Origin of the sequence: Kocuria aegyptia, from assembly GCF_039530085.1 — a bacterium.
In the GTDB taxonomy this organism is placed as follows: Bacteria; Actinomycetota; Actinomycetes; order Actinomycetales; family Micrococcaceae; genus Kocuria; species Kocuria aegyptia.
The window spans coordinates 1-827 of the sequence record NZ_BAAAOA010000055.1; the positions used below are offsets into that span (position 1 = coordinate 1).

Annotated in this window: 1 protein-coding gene; it reads left to right on the forward strand. The window is 67.0% G+C overall.

Annotation, left to right across the window (positions count from 1 at the left end; genetic code table 11):
- On the forward strand, positions 1 to 827 hold an 827-nt coding region (locus tag ABD220_RS17900; RefSeq protein WP_344124852.1), incomplete at both ends, for an aromatic ring-hydroxylating dioxygenase subunit alpha.

The window sequence follows — 827 nt, forward strand, 5'->3', positions numbered from 1 at the left end:
GCCACCGCGGGGTGAAGCTGTGCATGGAGGAGACCGGCGAGGCCGGCCGCTCCTTCCAGTGCCCCTACCACGCCTGGACCTACGACTTCGACGGCAAGCTCATCGCCGCCCCCAACCTCACCAAGATGCCCGACATCGACCGCCAGGAATACGGACTCGTCACCGTCCCGGTCCGGGAGTACCTCGGCTACGTGTGGGTCTGCCTGGCCGAGAACCCCCCCTCCTTCGAGGAGGACGTCATGGGCGACATCGAGGACCGCCTCGGCGACACCCAGGCCATCGAGGGCTACGACATCGCCAACCTCTCCCTGGGCCGGCGCATCACCTACGACGTGAAGGCCAACTGGAAGCTCATCATCGAGAACTTCATGGAGTGCTACCACTGCGCCACCATCCACCCCGAGCTCACCGAGGTGCTGCCCGAGTTCGCCGACGGCCTCGCCGCCCAGTACTTCGTCGGCCACGGCGCGGAGTTCGGCGAGGACGTCCTGGGCTTCACCGTCGACGGCTCCGAGGGCCTGGACAAGCTGCCCGGCGTGGACGAGGACCACGACCGCCGCTACTACGCCATCACCGTCAAGCCCACCGTGTTCGTCAACCTCGTGCCCGACCACGTGATCATCCACCGGATGTTCCCGATGGCCGCTGACCACACCATCGTGGAGTGCGACTGGCTCTACCTGCCCTCGGTCGTGGAGTCCGGCAAGGACGTCTCCGCCTCCGTGGAACTCTTCCACCGCGTCAACCAGCAGGACTTCGACGCCTGCGAACGCTGCCAGCCCGCCATGGGATCCAAGGTCTACGCCACCGGCGGCGTCCTCGTCCCC